Source organism: Clostridium muellerianum (assembly GCF_012926525.1).
GTDB lineage: Bacteria > Bacillota > Clostridia > Clostridiales > Clostridiaceae > Clostridium_AM > Clostridium_AM muellerianum.
Genome location: NZ_JABBNI010000014.1, coordinates 277,512 through 302,610 on the forward strand (window position 1 = coordinate 277,512; position 25,099 = coordinate 302,610).

Sequence of the window (25,099 nt, forward strand, 5' to 3'; positions counted from 1 at the left end):
ATAACTACTCCATTACATTTTAACACAAAATTTAGAATAATGCTTAAAATAAATCATAATTTAAAAAAACTACCAAATCAAGTATTTATTCTAAGTAATTTCATTACATAATATTAAAATACAAAAGTTGGTTTAATCTCAAAGCCATTTTTTCTTCTTAAATATAATGACAAGTACTACTGTTATAACTATCATTATTAATACCATACAATGATAACCATGTTGCATTTTTTCAAAAGGAATCCCTTTCATATTCATACCATGCATACTAGTTAGTAAATTTAATGGCAAAAATATTGTAGCTATCATAGTAAATACTTTCATAAGTTCATTTGTTTTATTGGCAATTTCAGATTCAAAAGCCTCTCTGACTAGAGCTAAATCTTGAACAAGACTTTCCAGTGCCAGCATCAATTTATCTATCTTTTTATTTAAACTCATAAAGTATGAAATATTTTCTTTTTCAAGCATCATGTTATCATTAGTTACTAAACTATCTCCTATATATCTTAGTGGGTTTAAATATTTACGTATTTTATATACTTGCCTTCTAAGACTTATAAGATTATCTATTTGTTCGTGCTTAGGCTCTTTTAAAATGCTTATTTCAATTTCATCCACTTCCGCTTCTAAAGCAGCTATTATATCGTAATTTTTAACCACTATTCTATCTAAAATATAATAAAGCAGTATGCAAACTTTAGGTTTATCCTTTAACACAAAACAATTTTTAGAATCCTTAATATCCTGAAGAAATTCTTCTATTATATCAATCTTTTCCTTATATACTGTTATTATATAATCTTTGCTCAAAAAAACATTTAATTCTCTTGAGTTAATTACTTTATTACAATAATTTAGAACACTAAGAGTCATAAAAATATATCCATCAAAAAAGCTTATTTTTGATGGCTGTGCAAACTTTTCACATTCTTCTATACTTTCTTTATCTAATAAAATAAAATTTTTTAGTGTTCCTAATTCATCTGCTTTTATTAATACCCAATAATGACTCATACCCAACTGTAAGTTATCTGTAATTTCTTTAAAATTATTAGCTATATCTAATATTTTCATAAACACACCCACCAATTTAATAAACTTAATGCAAGTTTAAATTATATAGGTTTTCTAAATAAAAATTGAGAATTAGTAAATTAATTCTCAATTTTTATTTAGGCACATTCAATAAAATAACTAGTCAAAGATGTTAGTCTATTTTGTATCAGACAAGAAAGCAGGTTCCGCTGATAGTTGTTCTATCAAAGGGTTCTGCTGACGCAGTATGATGCAAAATGGGCTAACATACTGACTAGTTATTTTATTGAATGTGCCTTAAACATTTATATATAGTTTGTGTGCTTTAATCTGTAATTATTCCATCAATAAAAACATCATGTTCTTCCATTGGAACTTCACTAAACACTTGAAATTTATAGGCTAATCCTATTTTTTTAGAATCTTTTCGGGTTTTTACTAGAAATCTATCATAAAATCCCCCACCATAACCTATTCTTCCACCTCTTCTATCAAATGCAAGTCCTGGTAAATAAGACAACTCTATATCCTTTTCTTGCACTTTTAATTTGTTATCTTCAGGTTCTAAAATACCATAAGCACCTTCTTTTAAGTCTTTAAAGCTTTTTATTCTTACAATATCCATACCTTGTTCTTTTGATATTATTTTAGGTACACATAATATTTTTCCATCTTGCAAAGCCTGCTTTATAATTCTATGGGTATCAACTTCATTGTTAAAGCTTACAAATATGAATATTGTTTGGGCATTTTTATAGTCGCTACTGTTTATTATTTTGTTAAATATAATACTATTGGAATTTTGCCTATCTGCTGCAGAAAAAGTATTTTTTCTCTCTTTTACTAATTTTCTTATAGACTTTTTATTTTCCAATTGATTCCCTTCCTTCAGCTTCTTCATTAATTCTCTCATTTATTATATCTACAGGAGTAGTGTTTGAAATAAAACTGTATCTAAAATTTGCTGCAGCTGCTTCAATTATTACAGCCAAATTTCTTCCTGGTCTAATTGGAATAGTTAATTTTTTTACAGGCACATTCAATATGTTAACATATTCATTATCAATACCTAATCTGTCGTAACTTTCATCTTCCTTCCATTGCTCAATGTATACAACAAGATTAATTTTCTTGGACTTTAGTATAGAACTTAATCCATATAAAGCTGGTATATCAATTATGCCCATTCCTCTAACCTCAATCATACCTGATGTTATGTAAGGAGATGTACCAAATAACTCTCCATCTATTTCTTTAATATCAACGGCATCATCAGCTACTAATCTATGTCCTCTTTTAATAAGTTCAAGAGCTGTTTCACTTTTACCAATACCACTTTCACCTGTAATTAATATTCCTATACCATATACATCTACAAGTACACCATGCAGCCTAGTTTCAGGTGCTAGTTTATCATCTAAATAGTTCATAATTTTACTTATAAATCTAGTAGAAATACTGTCAGTCCTTAATATCCATCTTTTATTTTTTATAGCACTTTCCATAAATTCTTTATGAGGCTCTAATTCTCTAGTTACTATAGTGCAAGGATTATCAAATTCAAAATACTTTTCTAATCTCTTCTTCCTAAGCTCTGGTTGCATTGCATCCAAAAAACTCCATTCAGCCTTTCCAACAATTTGGACTCTCTCATTAGCATAATAATTATAGAATCCTGCAAATTGAAGACCTGGTCTATTTATATCGGTTACACTTATGGTATTAATCTTTTCTCCTTTATTTATTACTTCAAGTTTTAAATCTTTTATTAAATCTTTTACTGTTACTGCCATTTTATAATGTTAACTCCTCTCAGTTTAATTTTTCATTAGATGGAACCCTTTTAATGCCATCTAACTGAGCTTTAAAATTTCTTTTTATCGAATCAATATAAATTTGTCTTAATTCTTTTTGTTTAATTTTTTCTTCTTCTGTAAGTCCTTCATTTTGACTTTTCTTATACAAAAAATTTATTTTTTCTATTACTTCATCTATTTTCATTTTCCCACTCCTACCAAATACTTATTCTTATCCTATATTATACTAGAATTTATCAAACTTATAAATAAAATAAATATTAAAACTTGTTAAATAATTTAGTATAATATTAAAAGTTTAAAATTACATTTTTACTTACTTTACTATTTTAAGTAAGGTCTTTATTTAAATTATTATTTCTAGGTTCTAGAAATAATAATTTTTTAAGTTTATAATACATAATCTTCATACAAAAAAAATTAACACTAAAAATAAAGTTCATTTCATTTTTAGTGTTAAATCATTTTTTTAGATAAACATTTATTTAAATCATCTTACAACTAAACTACTTCTATTTAAATCATGATGAGCCTCTACAAATCTTATAGTACCTGTTTTTGCTCTCATAACTACACTGTGAGTTGTTGCCCAATCGTTTTTAGAAAAAACCACTCCTCTTAATAGATCACAGTCAGTTATAGCTGTTGCTGCAAAATATACTTCATCATCTTTGACTAAATCATTTATAAGCAAAACTTTATTTAAATCTTTTATACCCATGGCTTTACATCGTTCCTTTTCTTGATCTGTATGAGGTTCTAATTTAGCCTGCATATCTCCGCCCATACACTTTATGGCAGCTGCTGCAATAACTCCTTCTGGAGCTCCACCAGTTCCCATAAATATATCTACACCTGTATTTTCAAAGCCGCAGGCAATAACTGCTGCTACATCTCCCTCGCCAAAAAGCTTAACCCTAGCTCCTACTTCTCTAGCTGCCTCAACAATATAATCATGCCTTTCTCTATCCTGAACAATTATGGTCATTTCTGTTACATCTTTATTTAATGCTTTTGATACATTCAATATATTTTCTTTGGGACTTTTATTTATATCTATAGCACCTTTTGCCCCAGGTCCTACGGCTATTTTTTTCATATACATATCTGGTGCATGAAATAAACTTCCTTTAGGTCCCATAGCAACTACTGCTATAGCATTAGGTAAACCTTTAGCTATTAAAATAGTTCCATCTAATGGATCCACAGCTATATCCATTTCAGGCATATTGTCATTTCCGACACCAACTGATTGTCCTATATAAAGCATTGGAGCGTTATCTAATTCTCCTTCTCCTATTACTACGGTTCCTCTAACAGGCATCATAGCAAAAGCCTTTTCCATACCATCTACTGCAGCTTGATCTGCCTCAATCTTATCTCCTCTTCCCATAAATTTTGAAGAACAAAGCGCAGCTGCTTCAGTAACTCTAGCTAATCCCATTGCTATATCTGTATTAAGCATGTAAATTTACCTCCAATTTATTTTAATTGAGTATATAATTTGCTGTTTTAATTAAATATTGTGTTTATTTATTGCCAATATCAAGTCATGTATATATATTGTGTTGTATTCTTAGTATACTACAGTTAAATATTATATCATATTTATAAAATAAAACAAGTTTTTAGTGTTTTATTTTATATTAATTACTCACATTTACAAAATTAATTGTTATTATAAAACTTATTAAAAAACTTATTGTAGAATAAAAACTTTTAGACATTATTTTTCTTTTACATTTTTTTACATATGTTGTATTTACAGGATATAAAGACACATTTTTATGTTCTCCACATTTTTTCCACACATTAATCCACACTTTATCTACAGACATAATGTTAATTTATGTGTTTTGATGTATCTATTTGACTTATAAAATATATGCGAAAATACTAGTAATCTGATAAAATGTAATAGTGTTAATAATTTAAATTGTTTTATGATTTTAAAAACATGACAATTTTTTAAAAATAAATATTCTCAAATATAAATTATATAATTAAATAAACTTTATATTTATAGGCATAAGGTTACTTATTTTTTATAAATTCATCTCAAAACATTATTAATGTTAACGTTAACAATAATACTAATTATCATTTATAATAAACTGCTTTGACAGTTATTAACTATAAAAACACCTGTATGCATAATATTCTTAACTATAATAAAAAAATATGCTTAGTTATGAGGTAATATTAATTATGAACATTAACTTAAAAATTTTGGATTTACAAATTAATTATTTAAAAGAAACTTTGTATGTTTTATTAAAATGCAAAGAACTTACAAATCAAGATGTTGTAAAATGCAGCGAAAAGTTAGACAAGCTTATATTAGAATATGAACGATTAAGAAATATAGACCAATTTTCAATTTAATCATATATTTAAAAAAATCAGATACTATATGAAAACCTACAGAATTCTATTCTGCAGGTTTATTCATCTGAAAACTTATATTCTTACCTATCTCAAAAGCTTTTTTCTTAATTTCTTCATTTTTTTCTATAGGTACATTGTCAGTATTTACTGCGTATATTTTGTATGAAAATTCTGACCCTGTAACAGAAAAAAACTGTTTCAAAGCATATTCTATAGGTTCAAAAACATTTTTTGTGTTAGATCCTGCAGTCATAATAAGAATTCCAACTTTTTTATTTAAGTTTTGTGAAAAGTCCCTTCGTATAAACTTTCCGCTCCAGTTTACCTGTAATCTATCTATAACTACTTTTAGTGGAGCTGGAACAAATGAAAAATATACAGGTGACGCTATAACTATATTATCGCTACTTTCTATTTTCTTGTAAATATCTGTCATATCATCTTTTAGTACACATTCTTTATGATTATAGCAATATTTGCAATCTGTACAAGGTTTTACATTTATATTATAAACATTAATAATCTCTATTTCTCCTGAAACACCCTCTAAAAAATGTTTTAAAAGTATTGCAGTGTTACCATTTTTATGTGGCGATGCAATAAAAACTAAAGTTCTCAAAAAAATCACCTGCCTTTTAAATTTTACTTAAATATTTTGTGAATACTTTCATGAAATTTAATTAAAAAAATATTAAAATAAATAATAGACCTTTTATCGGTCTACTATTTATTTTAATACTCTACTCTTCCAACTTATCTAAAATTTTATCCAAATCAACTTCTTTTCCTTTTTCATAAAACGCTGCTACGAATTCATTATAATCATAGTTTTCTTTATCTAATTCATAAGTTGTATATTGTGCTTCTAAGTTTGTATCTTCCATAATATCTTCTATTATTTCACCAACATTATCTACTGCTAAATCACTTAAATAAGGAAGAAAATAATCATAATACCATTTGTTACTTTTAGCTTCTTCTTCACTTTCATCGTTAGAGTATGCTTCTGCAGCGCTTAATTCTTCGTCATCAAAATCATAAAAGAATCTTAATACAATTGCCTCGTCATTATAACTTAAATCCTCTATCTCATTTAAACCATTTTCTGATAAACATTGGACTACTTTTTCTTTATTCATGCTAACATCTCCTTAATTTTACAATGTAATTATAGTGTAACCATTTTACCACATGTTATATAATTTATCTATGTTATTGGACCAATAACTTTACACAACATTTTTACTACTCTGTTTAAAAAAATATTTTTTATTAGTATATAATCAAGTATCATGCGAGATAATTCATATTATGGAGGTAATTTTAATGAACATTAATTTAATTGGTGTACCAATGTTTTTTGGTTCTGATAAAAAAGGAGTAGAATTTGGTCCTAATAAACTTAGAGAAAAAGGAATTAAGGAGATCTTAACCAAAAATAACCATACAGTATATGATTATGGAAACCTGTATGTTAAAGATATAACTGAAAAAGAAAAATTTGATTTTCACTCCAATATGAAATATTTAAAATCTATTATCGATGTGAATAAAAATTTAGCTCATGAAGTGTATAGTTCTCTTACTTCTAACAGTTTTCCTTTAATTATTGGTGGAGACCATTCTTTAGGTCTTGGAAGTATATCCGGTGCCAGCAAATATAACCGTGATATTGCAGTTATTTGGGTTGATGCCCATGGAGATATAAATACTCACGAAACAAGTCCAACAGGAAATGTTCACGGGATGCCACTTGCTGCAGCTATGGGTATAGGCTTTAATGAATTAACAGATTTATATTACAAGGGCGTAAAAGTAAATTCTAAAAATGTATTTATCATTGGAGCAAGGGATTTAGATGATGGAGAAAAAGCTCTAATAAAACATAAAGATCTTAATGTTTATTCTACAAAAGATATAGAAAATATAGGTATAGAAAAAATCTTGAAGGAAGTTCATTCTCAAATTACGGACAATGGAATTAGCAGAATTCATTTAAGCTTTGACATAGATTGCCTTGATTCTGATTTAGTACCAGGTACAGGAACTCCAGTAAAAAATGGAATGAATTTAGAACAGGCTAAATATCTTTTAAAATATTTGATGGAAACTACTCTTGTGAAATCAATGGATTTTGTAGAATTAAATCCTATGTTAGATAAAAATGATTTTACTGCAGATATGTGCATAGATCTTATAGATTGGACTTTTAAATATTTAAAATAAGTAATAATAAAAAAACAAACTAATAGCAATTAAGCTGTTAGTTTGTTTTTGGGAGTTATTTTAAAATTGCCATAAATTTATCTACAAATTCATCAACCTTTTTTAATTCTTCTTCGCTTGGAACAAATTTAAATTTAATACCTTCTACTACATTAAATTTTAATGATTTTAGTCTTTCAGTAATCATAGGAACGCCTTCTCCACTCCATCCAAAAGATCCGAAAGCACCTGCTGCTTTGCCTCTATTAGTAATAGCACATACTAAAGATAATACATCCCATACAGGTTTAACAGCATCCTGATTAATAGTTGGTGATCCCATTAATATTCCATTAGATTTCTCTATTAATGATACTATATCATTAATGTTCATAGAAGTTATTTCATGAGCTTGTGCTTTTACTCCTTTAGTATTTATCTTTTCTGATATATAATTTGCAACCTTCTCTGTGTTTCCATAAGCTGATACATAAAATATTTGCACGTTTTTTTCAGCTGACTCTTCTACTTTCGCCCAAGTTTTATAAAGTTCCATATATTTTTTTATATCATTTACATGTACTGGTCCATGACTTGGTGCTACTATATCTATGTCTAAATTTTCAATTCTATCAAGACCCATTAATACAAACTTTCTAAATGGTCCCATTATTACATCAAAATAGTATTTCATTTCATCGAAATAATCGCCAGAGCAATTATCAGTTATAGAATTTTTAGGACAATAATGGCATCCAAGAAAATCACAGGTAAATAATACTTGCTGCTTTTCAGCATAAGTAAACATAGTATCTGGCCAATGTAAGTTTGGTGCACTTATGAATTTAAGATTAGTATTCCCAAGGTTTAATTCTTTTGAAGCAACTTCACTTTTAAATTTCATATTAGCTATTTCCTCAGCATACATTATTGCTGCTTTTGAAGCTATGACAGTAGCTTCTGGATAAGCTTTAAGTAATTTAGCTAGTGATCCACTATGATCCAGTTCTGTATGCTGAACAATTACATAATCAACTTTTCTATTTCCAATTACGCTTTTTATGTTTGAAAGAAATTCATCAAAATATCCATCTTTTACTGTGTCTACTACAGCTACTTTATCATCGTCTATTAAATAAGAATTATACGTAGTGCCCTTTTTAGTTTCCATTATTATGTCAAATACTCTCAATTCAGGATTTTCTACTCCAACCCAATAAATATTATCTTTTAATTTTATAGCGCTCATAATATACCTCCTACAATTTTGTTTCATTTAACATCAATCTTTATATTTTCTATTTTACCATAAAAATATTTTTTATTAAATAGTAATTGTTATTATTTATTAAAAATTATATAATAATTTAACCATTTTAATATTATATTTCATATAAAGTAAAATATTGGGGCGTTTATATTATGAATAATTTCAAACTAAGATTTATATTAAGCTCAAACTTCATAAGAATCTTCGTTGAAATCAATTAAATGATATTAGATTTTTCATCATTGAAAAATATATATTGCAGATGTAATGCTCTAGTAAGTGATACATATAATATTTTTTTATCTAATTCATTATCTTTATAATTCTCCTTATTACAATTGTATATAACACTACAGTCAAATTCTAAACCCTTAGTCATATAAGATGGTATTATTATTTTCTCCAATTTTAAATTTTTATCTGTTTCTTTAATAAGGTCCCATTTATATTCACTGTATTTTTTTAAATATTCTTTTACTTTTTTACATTCTTCATAAGTTCTTCCTATAACAGCTATACTCTTTTTATTTATAGCTTCTACTTCTTTAACTATAGAATCTAATCTTTCAGCAAATTCCCTATTATTATTAAATTTTATAATTTCAGGGCTTTTACCATGTCTTAAAACGGGCACAGCTGGTTTAAATTTATTTTTCTGCTTTGTAAGTACTTTATTTGCAAATTCTATTATTTCCACTGTGGAACGATAACTTTGAGTTAACTGTACATAAGTTGCTTTATCTTTAAATACTTGTTCTATTAAATTTTCCCAACTTTCTATGCCCTTATAGTAGTATATCCCCTGACCTATGTCCCCTACTATAGTTAAAGAATTATTTAAAACCATTTCATTCATTGCAGCTATTTGAAATATGCTGTAATCTTGTGCTTCATCTATAACTATATGTTTATACTTGAACCTTTCACATACACCTTCTATTTTGAATTTTAAATACAGCATGGCTGCTAAATCATCACTATCTAAAATACCATTTTTAAAATTATAGTTTAATTCACTTTTTATATACTCAGCCAACTCTTTCGGTATCTTATCATTGATAACCTGGTTAAAAATTTCTTCATTATCAAATAAATCAAAATAGAGTTTTCCAGTATCTATTACTTTCCACTTCACAAAATAATCTTCAAAGTTTTTTTTGCTTTGTTGCTTTAATTCTACCTTTTTATTATCTCTTTTATCGTATATTTCTATTAATTTTTTTCTTCTATCAATTCCATCTTCCATGGTCTTCTTTACTCTAGCCGCCATATATTCATATGAAAAATCTACTTTATCCAATATATTTTTAATTTTTTCATCTATTTTTAAGCCTAGATATCTTTTTATTTCATCTTTTCTTTTATTTAAAGATAAATGCACCATATCTTCAGCATATAACCTTTTTATTTCTTTTTTATCAAAAAGTATATTATTTTCAATCTTTATATCTTCTATATTCAAATCTTTTATTTCCATATATTTTATATACTTATCCATTAGCAGTTTATAATCAATGGTACCTTTAATTTTACTGCTGTTAACTATATATTCTAAATTATTATTATTTCCTTCTAAAATATCCGAAAGTTTTTTATCCTTTGTAATAACTTTTGCTTTAATCTTTAATATTTCACAAGCAATTTCTTCAAAAGTTCTTTGCTTAACATTATTTATGCCAAGGTCTGGTAGAACCTCAGATATATAATCTAAAAATAACTTATTAGGTGCTATAACTAAAATATCTTCTCCATTAAGCTTTTCTTTGTATTTATATATCAAATATGCTAATCTATGAAGCGCAACTGTAGTTTTTCCTGATCCTGCTGATCCTTGTACTATAAGTGCTGTGTTTTTTTCAGCCCTTATTATATCATTTTGTTCCTTCTGTATAGTAGCTACTACATCCTTTAGCTTACTGCTTACACTTTGCTCCAGATTAATTTTTAAATACTCATCCATTAGTGCATTTTCTTCACCGCCGGCTGTTCTTAAAATTATTTCATTTATGCCTTCATCAAAAGCATTTATAAGTTTTTTATCTTTGATTACGAATTTCCTTTTAAGACTAAGTTCGCCGCTAATTATTCCTGCAGGTGCCCTATAAAAAACTTCTCCATGAGTTCCACTGTAGTATAAATCAGCTATTGGTGATCTCCAATCAATAACCTTTTCATCACCAGTTGTCATATCCATAAGACCAAATTTTCCTATATAAAAAGCTTCTTTTTCACGTCTATATTCTCTAAAATCTATTCTTCCAAAATAAGGTTGATTCTTAGCTTCATTATACTTTTCCAAACTTTTATGAGTTATTTTATACAGCTTTTCTTTTGTTTCTAATTCTTCATTGTACTTCCCTTTAGATTGTTTTCTAAGATTATCTATTCTCTTTTTCAGCTCTTCATCATTTTCCTTAACTTTCTTTTCTTCTCTGTTAATCCAAGCTTCCATTTCCTTTAAATTATTTTTCTCTAATATCATATCTTCTTCACTTAAAGCCATCAAAACACCCCCAAATATTATACAAGGATTAATTTTATATTTAAGGATATAATATGTCAAGTGCCTAGTATTACTTAAAATTTATTACAGCTTAGAAACTTATGATGTTGCTACTTTGTTAAATATTAAAAATATTAAATAAAGCATGTAGCTTAAAATTAAACTACATGCTTTATTTAATACTTTGCTAATGGTTAAAATGTTGATTTTGTTAAATCTAATCTTAAATTTTTTGCTAAAGCTGCAACTAAAGCAAATGCAATCATTCCATCTACCATGTGATGCAAAAATGACCCTACACCCACCACTACAAGCACTTTGTACATAGTAAATCCAAATGGTATTACAGCTACAGCTTCTAAAATTGCATGTATAGGTGCAGTTATAAATATTACCTTGCTGAAAGGCACTCCCTTTTTTATAAGCAGTGCACCTGTAAGCCCAACAAAAGTATGCATAAAGGCCCTTGCAGCTATAACCGCTGGTGATGATACTAAGAATCCTAAGGCTGATCCAATTCCCACCATAACAGCTGAAAAAGGTCCTAAAAACATAGATATGAATAATGGTACATGTGCTGCCAATGTAGCGCTAAAAGGTCCTATTTGAATTTTTAAGAATCCTAAAGTTAAAGGAATTACAATTGCCAGTGCAGTTAAGAGACCCGAATAGGTAAGTCTTTTTATATTTTTCATTTTACACCTCCAAGTTAACTAATGTATATACACAAGTATATATTATAAACTTACACGTGTAAATAGTCCAAGTTAGTCAAGTTAGCGTTAAGTAAAAGTAGGCAACATAATTTTTTATAAAAAATTGCATTTTGAAATCAAATGATACCAACGTTTACAGAAATTAAATAGTTATTAAAACTTTATTTGCCCACAATAATTTTACTCTTTCGTTAGTCTAATACATAAAATTAACCTACCATCCATAAAATGTCTACATTGACAAGAAACTTTTTATATATTAAAATTATGTAATACTTGGTATAGGTATAAACTAGCATGAATTTTATGTACATTAATGATATCTTGTTCAATAACTACCTAATGTAACACCGTTTCTTTATTACATCACTTTTATTTTCTATTAAATCAAATAATTTTTTAACTTCAGTCATTTTAGAGTTCTTATACTATCTATACTAGCAAATACCTATATAAGTTCTTCTATAGTTCGGATTACTATAATCTAAATGTTGAATATACAATCATAGTTATCTATGTTAATGAATAGTTTGCTTTAAAATATGTAAACCAACTTACTTTATAACTTCAAAATTATTTAATTAAGAAATATATCACAAGTCTTTGACTTGGTAACACAAAGTATATTAAAATAGGAGATGATTTTATGCTAAATATTGACGAAAAAGCCCTTAACTATGCGAAAAAAAACAAAGGATGCTTTGTTGTGAAAACTATTTCTGCTTCTGGGGGTTGTTTAGATATACCTGTTAAAAGCATTTCTGTTGAATTTTTAAAAGATTTTAAAGGCAATAAAAGTTATAATCTTCATGAATATGATAGTGTGAAAGTTTTCATAGAAAATGGATTAATACTTGATGATGATATTTTTATTTATCATAAAATTAAGCTTCCCTTATTTGGACATATGTTTAGTAGTAAGGGAATCTCAATTAAATATATCTAAAAAATGCTGTTGAAATTCAAACAAATTTCAACAGCATTTTAATTATTCTTCCTCTTGAATTTTATATAGTTTCTTTGCTTTGTCAGTATACAAAATCCCATTAAGATGATCTATTTCATGACAAAAAGCTTTGGCTAAAAGTCCCTCCGCTGTATATTCTACATCTTCCCATTCTGATGATTTTCCGCTTACTATAACCTTTTTAGGTCTTACTACTATACCTTCATAACCTGGATAGCTTAGACAACCTTCAATACTATCCTCTTTTCCAATTTTTTTAATAATTTTAGGATTTATAAGTAGTATAGGTTCTGTTTGATTTTTAAGATCTATAAATATTACTTTTTTTAAAACTCCTATTTGCGGAGCCGCTAGTCCAATTCCTGTACTATTGTGCAAAGTATCCTTCAAATCTTTTGCAAGAGCTAGTAATTCTTCATCTATCTTTTCTACTCTTCTGCTAGATCTTTTTAAAATATTATCTCCAAATTGTAATATTGTTTTTACTGCCATAATTCTACACCTCTTAAATATTATAATTTTATCTGCACTTCACTTTTTTTGTTCTCATCAAATAAAATATAACATTCTTTTTCTTCTAATAAACTTTCATTAATATACTTTTCTATATCAATAAAAAATTTTTCTATATGATAATTACCAGATGATATTTTTTCATTTGCTATTTTTTCTTTAATGACTCTTTCTTCTTCTTTATTTCTTTCCCTTACTAAAAATTCAGGAATCCATTTTTTCTTATTAAATTTTAAATAATCATATTTTATTATTTCCTTTAATTTAGCGCTGTTTTCTTTAAGATTTTCTTCAATAAAATCTATAAAAACTTTATAATATTCTGCAGAAGATATATTTCTATTTAAATACCCTTTATCGTAAAAAAATTCTCCTAAACTCTCATAAAATTGAAAAGGTGTTTCGAATTTTGTAATAAAATAATTTAGTATGTTATCAAACTTTCTAGAATTGTAATATTTATCCAATACTTCTTCTACTCTTTTTAATATGATTATTTCGCTATAACTTATATCTTTTGTTTTAAGAATTTCATAAGGAGGATAAGGTGAATACACCATTCCCCATTTTGAAGCTTCTTCCTTCATAGGAGATCCTTTTAAAAGCTTTAAAAATCCCAGCTGTATTTCCTCTGGTTTTATAGAATAAACATCGTTAAAAGACTTTTTAAAAGATATAATGTTTTCTCCTGGAAGCCCTGCTATAAGATCTAAATGCTGTTTTATATTTTTAATTTTTTCAAGTTCTTCTACCTTCTCTTTTATATCTTCGAAATTCACATGTCTATTAATGTTACTTAAAATTTCATTATTTGTAGTTTGAACTCCTACTTCAAATTGTATTCTACCTTTTGGAGCATTTGCTAAAAGCTCTATTTCTTCATCAGTTAAAATATCTGCTGAAATTTCAAAATGAAAAGTAGCTTCTGTATGTAATTCTATTATAAATTTCCATATTTCTATTGCAAATTTGGAATTACAATTAAAAGTTCTATCAACGAATTTTATAAGTTTAGCTCCCTTATTTACTAAAAATTTTAATTCCTTCTTTATTCTATTTAACTCAAAAAATCTAACTCCATGAATTGTTGATGACAAACAATACTTGCAGTTAAATGGACATCCTCGTGAAGCTTCATAATATACTATTCTATTTTCTAAATTATCTTGATCGTTATAAGGAAAAATAACCTTATTTAAATCCATAAGATCTCTATCACCGTTAAAATAGACTTCTTCTTCTAATTTAAAAGTTAATCCTTTAATGCATTTGAGCTTTCTTAAAGCATCTTCATTATATTTTTCTTCTTTTGCATTTTCATATTGCAATTGCCAATTTATAAACTCTCTGTATGTTTCTTCACCTTCGCCTACAATTACATATTCACCAGGATTTTCTTTTAAAAAATTCAAACTATTGTAAGATACCTCTGGTCCTCCATAAAGTATTTTTATGCTTGGATCAACGAGATTAATAAGATTTGCTAATCCCTGTATAAATTCTATATTCCATATATAGCAGGAAAAAGCTATTATATCAGGTTTTTCTTTTATGATTTCTTCTAATACTTTTCCCCTTCTGTCATTTATGGTAAATTCCCTAATTAAACAATCATAACTTAAATCTTTAGTATAAGCTTTTAAATATCTTACAGCCAAATTGCTGTGAATAAATTTTGAATTAAGCGCTGTTAATAGTACTTTCATCTTTTTCTTCATTTCCCTCCTGGATGTTTTTTTCTTTAGATATATCACCTTTTATTATATCCTTCTTTTTAGCTTTAATATAATAAACACCGTCTGAAACAGTACCCTCTATTACATTAAAGTAATTTTCTAAAATTTTAACTGTATTATCCTTAGAGTTATCTTTAAATATGTTTAAATCTCTAATTTTTATTTTCTTAACTTTATCCCCTGGAGTAGTTACATTTATATTTCCATTAAATATCTTTTTATAGCCTTTATCTATATCCCATACATATAAAATTCCTTCTTTATTTAAATAATTATATATGTCTTTTATAAAACTTTTCTTGTTCATTTTAAACCATATGCTGCTAAAAGAAAAGAATAAAATACAAATATCGTAAAAATTATCTCTTATGTTCGTTTCTTCTTCTTTTCCAGTTACGTAATCAATATTTATTTCTTCGTTTTCTTCTTTACATATGTTATATATAATACCGCTGTTTTCAAAACCTATATCAAGAACATTTCCTTTAAAAATTTCATTCTTCATATTTAAATAAATTTCTTTTTTCATATAATCACCACCTTCCTATATATTTTCTTCAAAAGAAAAAAAATTCCTCCAAATCAAGGAAGAATTTTATATTTTCTAACTTCTTTGTAATAATTAACCATAAAACCTGCTGTAGTCCTTTGAGCTTCGTGCAATATAGCAACAGCTATTTTACCATACCGTTCATCTCTAGAGTGTATTGCCATATTTTTTATATAAGTACTATTGGCCATAATAGCATTGTTAACTATATAATCTTCTAAAGTATCATATATTACAGCACCTTCTTTGGCAATAAAAGAATAATCTGTCATTAATCTACTTATAATCCATAATTCAAATTTTCTATGACTTTTTAAAAGTTTATTATTTACATGCTGTGGAACCGTGGTGTCTTGCACAAGATGGCAGGCAGCACCAAAATAGAACAGAGCTTTAGATACATCTCCTGCATCAATATATGCCATTGATTTATTATAGTATTTTTTACATTCCGTTAAAGCATCTGAAAATCCATATAGTCCCTTTCCTTTAGATACATGATAAAAATGATTGGAACTTTTAAAATCCTGATCTGCCCAGGTTACCCCATTATTTATACTAACTATATGCTTTTTAAAAAAATTAAATTCTTCTTCATATCCATCATTTTTTAATATTTCAATAGCCTGTATTATTATAAATTTGTGTACAGTACAATAAGTTTTTAAAAGCTTTTTTTTAAGAGGATTAACTGCAAACATTATATGTTTTAATGCATTACCATAAGTACTTTCAAATCTTTTTTTCATTTATACTTCTATCTCCTTTGTTTTTGTCAAACTTAATCTTTTTGAAATTTTAATAATATTATTATAGACATAACAGCAACTATTAATAAATATATATATATTTTTCTTTCTGCTTTGAAATTATTAGTAACATTCCCTTTTTCAATACTATATAAATATCCTTCTTTTTGGTCAAGTATTAATAAACCTTTTTTATTAAATTTTAAGCTGCAAACATCTCCTTTATTAAATTTAATATTATCTTTAATACTTCCCGTACCATTAAATCTGCATAATTCTTTATTAATTATATCATAAAAATACATAGCATTTTTAATACCTAAAACTTCATTATTATCTACTGCTAATGATTTTATACTGCTTACGGTTTTATGCTGATAAATTGGTGCTGGAGGATTTGTGGTTGGATGATTTTCTAATACAAATTGTATTGTAGAACTTGATTTTCCTTTAAATTTAGGAGATGTAACAGGATCTCCTCCACTATAATCAGGCCATCCATACCAGTTCTTCTTTTTAATTTCATATATATAATCTGTATCTCCTTTAATAGGCCTTAATCCTCTATTTTCCATTCCACCTACTGCTGCTATTAATTTTCCATCACTAGTAAAATCCATTCCTGTTATATTTCTTATTCCCCAGGCCATAGTTTCTATGTTACCAGTATTTAAATTGTATATTAGCACACTGGAATTACCTGGGAAATGTTGAGGGATTATTTGACCCTCTAAACTTTTTGTTTTATAACTTTGATATGCTCCGGTTTTAAATTCTCCAAAATTCAATCCTTTTAAGGTTATATCCTTAGGAGATATATCATGTGCATAGGGATTTTCTTTAACCCATTTATTATCCTCACCTATTACCCCTGAATTAGTAGCAGCTCCTACTGTTATATAAATATAGTTTCCTTTTATTCTTATAATACTGTTTTTATAATCTCCGTAATTAGGTATATCCCTAACTATGTCAAAAATTTTATTATTATTAATATCATAGCAATATATTTTTGTATCTGATGAAAAATATAATTTATTATTAAAATATTCTATACTATTAATGTTTAAGTCATTACTTTTAAACAAGTAGTAACTCTTGCCGCTATCTTTTATAATTTGTACTTTATCTTTATATGCTATGTAATAATTTCCCTGTTCATCCAAAGTAAAGTCCACTGCTGATTTTAACCCTTTGTATTCAATACTATATTTTAATTCTTTAATATTCATATTTAAATTTTTGAAATCATAATCCTTATAGTAATACTTTTTTAATACAAATATTATAAGAATCATGCAAAAAAACAATAACAAAATTTTAAATAAATTTTTCACTATATATCTCCTTATTAAATTTCTTTAAGATATATATATTTAAAAAATTTAATGTATATGTATGTTTTCCTGGTTATTTATTAAAACTTTCTTTACAAATTCTATGTATTTTATAATATATAAATTATAAAAAAACATAAATACAGTATCAAAAGTTAAAAATTAAATCCTATAATTTAATATTAATCTTGACTTGTAAGTACTACATGTTCTTCTTCAACAACAGAAAGTACTGTAAATATTTTAGAAATGCTTTCTTCATGAATTTCTTTTTCATATTTTCTATAGTATCCAACTGCATGCTTTTCTCTTTGACAAGCTGCCGCAAGCAATTCTTCATCACTTTTACACTTTGAGTAATCCATTTTCCTAAGCACTGGCATTTCTTTGAGGTTACCTATTTTTTTGTGAATTTTAGCATGCATATATTCTATGTTTGATAGAGCTTTAAACATTTTTTTAACCTCTTCATTTTTTGCCATAGATGAAGCTATTTTATAAAAGTCTCCATTAAAAACTTCTAACTTAACTGCATGATCTATTATTTTCAAAGCATTTTCATCTAATTTTTTTCTATCATATTTTATTTCTTCTCCATTTTCTATTAAATATTCCATTGGAGCGCCACAAAATGGGCAATATATTACATTTTCTTTATCGTTAGACTTCATAAATGCTTCTTCATTAAAATTATAATTTTTTTCATTTATTTGCATGCCACAAACAACACAAGTAATTCTACTCATAACAACATCCCTTTCCAAGTAACAATTTTTAATTTCAGTATAGCATAAAATAGGCATGATGTAACAGAACCTTTTAGCGAACAGAGAACAGTAAAGGAAAAAAACTTACCTTCTCTGTTCTCTGTCAATTGTCCTCCAAAAAATGCTTCGTATTTTTTTATTATACTTTCTAAATTAAAAGCATATATATAAATACTAATAATTTAATGTAAATGAGGTTTTATTTTGATAAGAGATAGATTTTTAAAAAATTCACTTATAATGATATTATCCAATTTAATTACTGGTATTTTTGGTTTTACTTTTTCCATAATACTTTCCCGTAAAATGGGTGCTGAAGGCATGGGGCTTTACGGATTAGTAATGCCTATATATGACCTGTTTATATGCCTTATATGTGGCGGTATGATAACTGCTATATCAAAAGTTGCAGCAATTTATTACAGTAAAAATGACTTTAGAAATTTAAACAGATCTATAGATGCATCTATTTTATTCGATTCTGTTTGGTCCATTATAGTAATTTGCTGTGTATTCGTATCAGCTTCATACATAAGCAATTATGTAATAGATGATCCTAGAACTATACACGCTGTACAAGTTTTTTGTCCAGCCATGCTTTTTATAGCACTTTCTTCAATATTAAAAGGTTACTTTTATGGTGTTTCAGATATTAAAATTCCTGCTGTTATAGACATATGTGAAAAGTTTTTAAGGATAGTTATCTTTCTTACTATAGTAAATGCATTGTTTCTTAAAAAAGTTTCATCTACTGTTACAGCTGCATTTGTAACTTTAACATTAGGTGAAGGTATAAGTCTCATTTTACTTTATATCTTTTATAAAAAGAAAAAATTAAAACTTGGGATTAGCTTTAATAATAAAGAGGACAAACTTCAGCTTTTGTTTAACATAATTATTATATCTTTTCCTTTATGTATAAATGGTTTTTTATCTACAGGTCTATCTGCTATATCAGCTTTAATAATACCAAGAAGACTTGTAAGTTCAGGAATAGAATATGCTGTAGCTTTATCTATGATAGGTAAATTTAAATCTATGGCTTTATGTATAGTATTCTTTCCTATTACAATTGTGAATTCTATATCTACAGTACTTGTTCCAGACTTATCAGAAAAACTAAGCAGAAAAGATTATTGGTCAATAGAAACTAGAATATCCCAAGTTATAAAAATTGCTTTTCTACTTGGAATTACTACCTTAATTATTTGTATAACTATTCCTAATGAACTTGGTAAGTTATTTTTTTTCAGAACAGATTTAGGATATTACATAAAGTTTGCTTGTCTTTGTGCACCAACTACTTATACTGCTGTTACCACTTTTGCAATATTAAATGGATTAGGCAAACAAAATATTATACTTAGAAATTCATTAATTGTATCATTAGAAGAATTAATCATTTTATATACTCTTACAGGTATATCATATATAAACATATATGGCTGTGGTATAAGCTTAATATTAACTTCTCTTACTACCTTAACTTTAAACTTGCATGAAATAAGAAAAAGCTTTAATATAAGCCTAAATTTAAATGAATTATTAGTATACATTCTTTTAGGTATTTTCTTATATTTAATACTATCTATACTGTATATATTAATACCTTCTTTTATGTTTATATTTAAAGTTTTTTCCGTTATAATATGTGCCTTTTTAATGTGTTTAGTTTTTGCAATTTTGGTTATCAAAAAGATTTTTTAAATGTCACTTCGTATTATAATACAAAGTTATATTATGTATGATATCATATAAACTATAATTTATTAATTAACTATGTAAGACATATGAAAGAAAAATTCATTATTACAATTAAGAAAAGCTATTACATAAGAAAGGAATATATTTATGACTAATTATTTTGATTTAATTAAGAAACGTGAAAGTTGTAGGAATTATGCTGATAAACAGGTTGAAAATACAAAGCTATTGGCTTGTATAGAAGCAGCTCGAATTGCTCCTTCTGCTTGTAATGGTCAGCCATGGAAGTTTATAGTTGTAAATAACAAAGAACTATCACCTAAAGTTGCAAAATGTCTTCAAGATCTTGTTATGAACAAATTTACAGATAAATGTCCAGCATTCATAATTGTACTAGAAGAAAAATCAGATATTAAAGCTAGAGTTGGTGCAGCAATTAAAAATCAAGATTATTCTTCTATTGATATTGGTATTGCAACTGCTCATCTATGCCTTGCTGCCACTGAACAAGGATTATCTACCTGTATTATGGGATGGTTCAATGAAAAAGGCCTAAAAGATTTACTTCATATACCAAATTCTAAAAGAATTAGACTTGTAGTAAGTATTGGTTATTCTCAAGATAAGAAACTTCGCAATAAAATACGTAAAAATATAGATGAAATTTCACAATTTATAGATTAACTTATAAAAACATATAAACAAATTTATTATAAATACTATTGTTATTAATAAAATATAAGTTCATATACTTGATAGAATTTAAAATTCTTATTCTCTAAAAGGAGGTACAGTGTATCTGTATCTCTTTTTGTTTTTATTAAAATTCGAAATATTTGCATTAAATATATTTAATTATAATTATATTATAAATAAAAAAAGATGTAATATAATTGGATTATTATTCACATTATGTTACAATAAGTAATGTAACATGCTTATATATTACATTTTTTTCAATACAATGACAGCAATAAATATAACTGGAAAACAAGTCAAACTACTTACTACACTATAAAATATAATTAAATGTTTAAAACTTTAAGCATGAATTTTAAAGTTTAACTAAGAAGGAGTTGACATTATGATTTCTAAAAAATCATTACCTGATTTAAAAGCATTAGCTGAATTTGAATCAAATCTTATACCTGGCGGCGTTGTATACGGAACTATAGAAGGAGATACAATGACCTGGGTAAAATATTCTGATGGCCTTGATCTTGATGTATTTTATGTTGGACTTAAACTTGATAAAAATAGTACAACTATGACTGCTATTAGAGAAAAGAAAATTATGTACCAGGATGTTCCGCGTTCCGTTTATGGTACTAGATTAAAAATTGCTTCCATTCCAATTATAGACGAAGAAGGTAACTCAATAGGTGCTTTTTCCATGGCAATTCCTAGACTGCATCCTGTTGTAAAAGCATTTCCTGACTTTGCACCAATGTTATCTGAAATGTTTTCCGAAGGTGTTCAACTAAGATTAACAGATTTGAATAAATTTGTAGCTACCCAATCATCTCAAAAATTTGACATACCTTCTTTAAAAAAAGGCATTGATCTTAGTGAAAATCTTATTGAAAGTAGAGTAATAAAATCAAAGAAAACCGAAACACAGGAAATAGATGCTTTAGAATATGGAGTTCCAATTAGAGTATCAGCCTATCCATTATTTGATGACGATACTAATGAAGTAGTAGGTACATTTAGTGTTACTACTCCAAAAGAAGTTGCCTCAACTTTACGTAGTATGTCTGCTAATCTAGAAAATAATCTTACTGGAATATCTTCAACTATCCAGGAACTAGCAGCTTCTGCATCTGAAATACATGCTAATCAGCAAAATCTTAATGATACCATTAATGAAATAACTGCTTTATCAGAGAAAATTAATGAAGTATCAAGTTTTATAAAGGATATTGCTGATGAAACTAAAATGCTTGGCTTAAATGCTTCAATAGAAGCAGCAAGAGCTGGGGAATATGGAAGGGGTTTTGGAGTTGTTGCTAAGGAAATTGGAAGATTATCTGAGCAATCAAAGAATACAATACCTAAAATTACAAAACTAACACAGGATATAATGGCAAAAGTAGAGGCGTCAAATAAAAAAAGTGAAAGCTCTTTATCAGCCAGTCAGGAACAAGCAGCTGCTACAGAAGAAATTACAGCAAGCATAGAAGAAATAACCTCTACATCTGAAGAATTGAATAAAATTGCACATAGTCTTTAATCTTTTTACATATAAAAATCCTGCAAAAACTTTTTATATGCTGAATAAAAAGTGCTCTTTTTGGGGCAATAACTTCTATAATGAAATTTAAACGTTTTGCCAAAAAAGAGCGCCTTTTTTTACCTTGTCATCATTTCCAATTTTGTAATTAATAAAACTAACCTTCAAGTCTATATCCAATTTTTAAAACTTTTTTTATACTATCTTTTAGATCTAATTTTCTCTAAGTCTTTACGCATAATTATCTACTGTCCTTATTCCTACTGGATAATCATACCCCCGTGCTTTTTTCAGGATTTGATCTTTGTAAAGAGTCATGTTTGTATTTTTAATAAATATCTTGATCAATTACATCATATACTAAAATTTTCTTCACTTACCTTTCCCCTATCCATTCTTCCTCCATTTCTCTATATCCATTTCTGCAAAATAACAAATTGTTCTTTTTTGATGATCAATACCTATCCTAAACCCTTTTTTAGGATTTTTAATATTTTCAAAATAATAACAATCTGTTGCCCCAAAACTTGCAGTTGATATATTTCTATAATCATCAATATTAATATTGATTTCATTAAATAAAGGAGCTACTATATTAATTAAATTTTCACTAATATTACTACTTTGTACCCGACTTGAACAAGATATATATTTTATAGTTCCATCATTAGAGTCTATTGTACATATAAATGAATCATTATTAGAGTCATTTGTCCAAGTTATGTCCCAACAAAAATTAGTATGATTATTATCATTAATCAATATAATGTTTTCTGAGAGTTTTTTTCTATCTATTTTTATATTAAAAACCTTATCAAAGATACAAATAGCTTTTTTTACAGCTTCTTGCTTAGTAACAGCCTTAGAATTTCTTTGTGTACTACTTTTATCATATCCATTTAAATCTTTTTCAGAATACAAATTATTTTCATAACATTTAAAATTAGTAGTACATGCTGATAAGGTGATTATGGAAATATACACTACAAGAATAATCTTTAACACTTTTTCCATTACAAATTGTTCTCCTCATGAAATTTTAATATAATTTCAGTTCCTTTATTTATTTTGCTATCTATATCAAATTCAATATTATGTACCTGACATATTTCTTCACATATTGCAAGACCTAAACCCACACCATTTTTAGCTCTATCTCTAGCTTTATCTACCATATAAAATGGCTTTTTTATTTTATCTAAATCCTCCCTAGGTATACCTACTCCACAATCTTTAAAAATTAAAATGTATTTATTATTGTTCTTTTCTAAAAATCCTTTTATTGATATTACTCCAAAATCTTTTGAAGCCTTTATAGCATTGTCTAAAAAATTTATTAAAAGAATTGTTATAAGCTGTTTGTCTCCATTAATAACTACACTTTCTACATCTACTTTTAAAACTATATTTTTATTTTCTATCTTATAGCTTAAAGTTTTGCAAGCATCACCAACACATTGCTTCAAAGAGAAATTTTCAAACGTTAATCCTTCTTGTTTAATAACTATCAACTTTAATAAAGTAAAACTTAATTTTTCTAATCTTTTAGCTTCTGAATTAATATAATTTAAAGCTTTGAATTTAATATTTTCATTTATATTCCCTTTAATTAGTAAATCAGAATATCCAATTATGGCTGTAAGTGGTGTTTTTAACTCATGGGTTAAACTATCAATAAACTCTTGTTTATCATTATTCATTTTTTTTAATTCTTCGATATTAGTATCCACAGCTTGCACCATAACATTGAAATTATAAGCTAATAATCCTATTTCATCATTTCTACTATCAATATTTATTCTTTTTTTATAGTTACCTTTTGCTATTTCTTGTGAAACTTTACTAAATCTTACTATAGGATTAGTTAACTTTTTAGAAATTAAATACATACCTAATCCAAATATTAAAAATATAAAACAATCTAATAATAAAAATAGTTTATAGTTTTTATATCTTTCTTTGTATGTATTTAATTCAACATCTTTAATTAATACTAACTTAATATTGTTTCTATGTATATTTAACTTAGAAGATATAAAAATATAGTGTCTATTCTTTACTTTTCTTACTATAAAAATTTTTTCATTTACTTTTGCACCTGTTATTTCTGGTCTAGATATATCTAACTTTAACTTGGAATTTGAAAAAATTAGTTTATTATCTTCACTATACATTTCCAAATATCTAGGTTCTAGCACATCACTTGAAAAATAACTTTTTATAACTATATCTATCCAATTTTTTAATATTTCTTGATTTGTTTCTTTTTTACTATCCCAATATGAAATAAAATCATCACTTAGTGTAAAAATTCCATTTAAATTTTCATATTCATCTAAAAATATTTTTATAGTTCTATCTAAATTTCTTTTATGCATATTTTCAATAATTAATATGCCAGCACCATTAAATATAATGATAAACCATATCATGGAATAAATAAAAATTCTTTTCCAAAACTTCATTTGACCTCCTACATTGCATTTATGTAAGTATATCCTATTTACTTTATCTAATGATTACTCTATCTAATTCAAATCCTAGTAAAGAGCTGCTACCTACATAGATAAGCTTAACTTAAGATTCAAGTTGATAAAATGCTAAAT

General features: G+C 26.6%; 24 protein-coding genes. 6 read left to right on the forward strand and 18 right to left on the reverse strand.

Going from position 1 to position 25,099, the window contains the following annotated elements:
* Window positions 1-138: 138 nt before the first annotated feature.
* The 5 genes from HBE96_RS08620 to glpX form a co-directional block, all read right to left on the reverse strand.
* Entirely contained in the window at window positions 139-1,077 is a 939-nt protein-coding gene (locus HBE96_RS08620; protein ID WP_169297356.1) for a magnesium transporter CorA family protein, read from the reverse strand.
* 286 nt (window positions 1,078-1,363) lie between these two features.
* Window positions 1,364-1,912, reverse strand: a complete 549-nt coding sequence (locus HBE96_RS08625) for a 5-formyltetrahydrofolate cyclo-ligase (RefSeq protein ID WP_169297357.1) — start codon at window positions 1,910-1,912, stop codon at window positions 1,364-1,366.
* On the reverse strand, window positions 1,902-2,831 hold the full coding sequence (gene hprK / locus HBE96_RS08630) for an HPr(Ser) kinase/phosphatase (protein WP_169297358.1): 930 nt from the start codon (window positions 2,829-2,831) through the stop codon (window positions 1,902-1,904). Before hprK ends, HBE96_RS08625 begins: the two co-directional genes overlap by 11 nt.
* Window positions 2,832-2,850: 19 nt before the next feature.
* Window positions 2,851-3,039 carry a DUF896 domain-containing protein gene (locus HBE96_RS08635; RefSeq protein WP_169297359.1) on the reverse strand — a complete coding sequence of 63 codons (189 nt, stop codon included), beginning with the start codon at window positions 3,037-3,039 and terminating at the stop codon, window positions 2,851-2,853.
* Window positions 3,040-3,345: 306 nt separating this feature from the next.
* The gene (glpX, locus tag HBE96_RS08640) at window positions 3,346-4,320 is read right to left on the reverse strand and encodes a class II fructose-bisphosphatase (protein ID WP_169297360.1); all 975 of its coding nucleotides are present in this window, start codon (window positions 4,318-4,320) and stop codon (window positions 3,346-3,348) included.
* A 743-nt stretch (window positions 4,321-5,063) separates the two neighbouring features.
* Here glpX and HBE96_RS08645 point away from each other — a divergent pair.
* Complete coding sequence (locus tag HBE96_RS08645) at window positions 5,064-5,240, forward strand: aspartyl-phosphate phosphatase Spo0E family protein (RefSeq protein WP_206154863.1); 177 nt, start codon at window positions 5,064-5,066, stop codon at window positions 5,238-5,240.
* Window positions 5,241-5,286: 46 nt separating this feature from the next.
* Here the strand turns inward: HBE96_RS08645 and HBE96_RS08650 are convergent, their stop codons facing one another.
* Entirely contained in the window at window positions 5,287-5,862 is a 576-nt protein-coding gene (locus HBE96_RS08650; RefSeq protein WP_169297361.1) for a flavodoxin family protein, read from the reverse strand.
* 121 nt (window positions 5,863-5,983) lie between these two features.
* Window positions 5,984-6,382 (reverse strand): hypothetical protein, encoded by a 399-nt coding sequence (locus tag HBE96_RS08655; RefSeq protein WP_169297362.1) that lies wholly within the window; start codon window positions 6,380-6,382, stop codon window positions 5,984-5,986.
* A gap of 187 nt (window positions 6,383-6,569) precedes the next feature.
* On the opposite strand from HBE96_RS08655, the gene rocF reads away from it, so the two are divergent.
* Complete coding sequence (gene rocF, locus HBE96_RS08660) at window positions 6,570-7,469, forward strand: arginase (RefSeq protein WP_169297363.1); 900 nt, start codon at window positions 6,570-6,572, stop codon at window positions 7,467-7,469.
* Window positions 7,470-7,524: 55 nt separating this feature from the next.
* On the opposite strand, the gene HBE96_RS08665 is transcribed toward rocF, so the two are convergent.
* The 3 genes from HBE96_RS08665 to HBE96_RS08675 form a co-directional block, all read right to left on the reverse strand.
* A complete protein-coding gene (locus tag HBE96_RS08665) occupies window positions 7,525-8,697 on the reverse strand; it encodes an FprA family A-type flavoprotein (RefSeq protein ID WP_169297364.1) in 1,173 nt (390 codons plus the stop codon).
* Between the two features lie 238 nt (window positions 8,698-8,935).
* Window positions 8,936-11,221 carry an RNA polymerase recycling motor HelD gene (gene helD, locus HBE96_RS08670; RefSeq protein WP_169297365.1) on the reverse strand — a complete coding sequence of 762 codons (2,286 nt, stop codon included), beginning with the start codon at window positions 11,219-11,221 and terminating at the stop codon, window positions 8,936-8,938.
* A gap of 194 nt (window positions 11,222-11,415) precedes the next feature.
* The gene (locus HBE96_RS08675; protein WP_169297366.1) at window positions 11,416-11,916 is read right to left on the reverse strand and encodes an ECF transporter S component; all 501 of its coding nucleotides are present in this window, start codon (window positions 11,914-11,916) and stop codon (window positions 11,416-11,418) included.
* 667 nt (window positions 11,917-12,583) lie between these two features.
* Between HBE96_RS08675 and HBE96_RS08680 the strand changes: the two genes are divergently transcribed.
* Entirely contained in the window at window positions 12,584-12,883 is a 300-nt protein-coding gene (locus HBE96_RS08680; protein ID WP_169297367.1) for a hypothetical protein, read from the forward strand.
* A 42-nt stretch (window positions 12,884-12,925) separates the two neighbouring features.
* Here the strand turns inward: HBE96_RS08680 and def are convergent, their stop codons facing one another.
* From def to HBE96_RS08710, 6 genes are all read right to left on the reverse strand, one after another.
* Window positions 12,926-13,396 (reverse strand): peptide deformylase, encoded by a 471-nt coding sequence (def, locus tag HBE96_RS08685; protein WP_169297368.1) that lies wholly within the window; start codon window positions 13,394-13,396, stop codon window positions 12,926-12,928.
* Between the two features lie 20 nt (window positions 13,397-13,416).
* Window positions 13,417-15,123, reverse strand: a complete 1,707-nt coding sequence (locus tag HBE96_RS08690) for a B12-binding domain-containing radical SAM protein (protein ID WP_206154870.1) — start codon at window positions 15,121-15,123, stop codon at window positions 13,417-13,419.
* Window positions 15,098-15,682 (reverse strand): class I SAM-dependent methyltransferase, encoded by a 585-nt coding sequence (locus HBE96_RS08695; protein ID WP_169297370.1) that lies wholly within the window; start codon window positions 15,680-15,682, stop codon window positions 15,098-15,100. The genes HBE96_RS08690 and HBE96_RS08695 overlap by 26 nt, the downstream gene beginning before the upstream one ends.
* Window positions 15,683-15,735: 53 nt before the next feature.
* Window positions 15,736-16,452 carry a zinc dependent phospholipase C family protein gene (locus tag HBE96_RS08700; RefSeq protein ID WP_169297371.1) on the reverse strand — a complete coding sequence of 239 codons (717 nt, stop codon included), beginning with the start codon at window positions 16,450-16,452 and terminating at the stop codon, window positions 15,736-15,738.
* A 32-nt stretch (window positions 16,453-16,484) separates the two neighbouring features.
* Window positions 16,485-17,789 carry a PQQ-dependent sugar dehydrogenase family protein gene (locus HBE96_RS08705; RefSeq protein ID WP_342590165.1) on the reverse strand — a complete coding sequence of 435 codons (1,305 nt, stop codon included), beginning with the start codon at window positions 17,787-17,789 and terminating at the stop codon, window positions 16,485-16,487.
* A gap of 182 nt (window positions 17,790-17,971) precedes the next feature.
* A complete protein-coding gene (locus HBE96_RS08710) occupies window positions 17,972-18,535 on the reverse strand; it encodes a ferritin family protein (protein WP_169297372.1) in 564 nt (187 codons plus the stop codon).
* A 225-nt stretch (window positions 18,536-18,760) separates the two neighbouring features.
* Here HBE96_RS08710 and spoVB point away from each other — a divergent pair, with 225 nt between their 5' ends.
* From spoVB to HBE96_RS08725, 3 genes are all read left to right on the forward strand, one after another.
* Window positions 18,761-20,263 (forward strand): stage V sporulation protein B, encoded by a 1,503-nt coding sequence (gene spoVB, locus HBE96_RS08715; RefSeq protein ID WP_169297373.1) that lies wholly within the window; start codon window positions 18,761-18,763, stop codon window positions 20,261-20,263.
* A 144-nt stretch (window positions 20,264-20,407) separates the two neighbouring features.
* Window positions 20,408-20,944, forward strand: a complete 537-nt coding sequence (locus HBE96_RS08720; RefSeq protein ID WP_169297374.1) for a nitroreductase family protein — start codon at window positions 20,408-20,410, stop codon at window positions 20,942-20,944.
* Window positions 20,945-21,344: 400 nt separating this feature from the next.
* Window positions 21,345-22,493 (forward strand): methyl-accepting chemotaxis protein, encoded by a 1,149-nt coding sequence (locus HBE96_RS08725; RefSeq protein WP_169297375.1) that lies wholly within the window; start codon window positions 21,345-21,347, stop codon window positions 22,491-22,493.
* Window positions 22,494-22,880: 387 nt separating this feature from the next.
* On the opposite strand, the gene HBE96_RS08730 is transcribed toward HBE96_RS08725, so the two are convergent.
* Both HBE96_RS08730 and HBE96_RS08735 read right to left on the reverse strand, forming a co-directional pair.
* The gene (locus HBE96_RS08730; protein ID WP_169297376.1) at window positions 22,881-23,507 is read right to left on the reverse strand and encodes a hypothetical protein; all 627 of its coding nucleotides are present in this window, start codon (window positions 23,505-23,507) and stop codon (window positions 22,881-22,883) included.
* Window positions 23,507-24,958 (reverse strand): sensor histidine kinase, encoded by a 1,452-nt coding sequence (locus HBE96_RS08735; RefSeq protein ID WP_169297377.1) that lies wholly within the window; start codon window positions 24,956-24,958, stop codon window positions 23,507-23,509. Before HBE96_RS08735 ends, HBE96_RS08730 begins: the two co-directional genes overlap by 1 nt.
* Window positions 24,959-25,099: the final 141 nt, after the last annotated feature.